Here is a 1,132-nt window from a genome sequence, read left to right on the forward strand (position 1 = left end):
AAGATCTCCTCACGCCATGTCATGAGCGTTCTTCGTAGGCTTTGTAGCTCCTTAATCTTTGAGACAGCTAAGACATCAGTGAGTTTTCTAAGGCTTCTCGAGGCCCTATTTTTTCCCTTACAGCGATAGAGTTTCATAATGGCCTCTTTTGCGTAGTAAATTGCTTCAAGATCAGGGTGATCTTTTAGCCACTTTTGAATAACTCTTCTCGTGTCAAAATCAAGTTTAATAGAGCTTTTTAAAAGCAGTTTTCTGATGGGATTCTTTCTTTTATCACCAGTAATCTGTTTTCGATATTTATTGATTGCTGGGTTTAAAAGCCGAACAACATGGAACTTATCCGCTATAAGCTTTGCATTTGGAAAGAAGTCTTTTGCAAATGACTTATACGGTTTTGATAAATCCATTACAACATTTTTAACTCGCTCTCGCCCGGGAATATAGGCAAGTGATTGAGAAAGTTGCCCTGCAATTCTTCCAGGAATTAGCTCTCTAACTCGTTTGTTATTATAATCAACAACAACAGTTGCAAATTCTCTGTGACCGTACTTCTTGTTACGTAACCATGAGTGTTCATCGATACCTACTGTTTTTGGCCATTCATCGTCTTTTCTTTTTCTCCATTCTAATTCAAGCTGACGATAATGCTTTTCATAGATGGTTTTATTTCCAAGCTTGGTATGTTTTGAGACTTCCTTCATATTAGAAAACTTATTACAGGTATAAAGAATTTCACGGTTCATTCTTTCTGTAACTCTTGCTCTTTTGGCGATGCCTTGAACGCATTCGGTAAAAACTTTTTTACAACCAAGGCCAACACACCTAAATCTTCTCTTAGTTATTTTAAGCGTCTTAACTCGTCCAGATTGAGGAGCATCTTTTATTTTTACAACTCTTCGATCATGTACTTTTGAAGTTTCAAGACCACAATGAGGACAAAACTGAGTCGCTCCTGTGGTCTTACAGATGTAGTGGATAGAATTTCTATGCTGAATATTTTGAAATTCAATTAATTCTAGTTTTGGTAATAGTAAAAATTTAGTAAGCTCATTACTGGGCATGAATAATTCCTTTGTTACTAATTAGTTGTGGTAAACCAATTATAAACGATTGAATTTTCATGCCTGTTCTT

At 35.9% G+C, this 1,132-nt stretch carries 1 protein-coding gene; it reads right to left on the reverse strand.

Annotated features, from left to right (window positions below; translation table 11 throughout):
• Positions 1–1,061, reverse strand: a 1,061-nt coding sequence (locus tag DPQ89_RS12395) for an ISL3 family transposase (protein WP_127717340.1), incomplete at its 3' end; no start/stop codon positions are given.
• Positions 1,062–1,132: the final 71 nt, after the last annotated feature.

The organism is Halobacteriovorax sp. HLS (assembly GCF_004006665.1).
In the GTDB taxonomy this organism is placed as follows: Bacteria; Bdellovibrionota; Bacteriovoracia; order Bacteriovoracales; family Bacteriovoracaceae; genus Halobacteriovorax.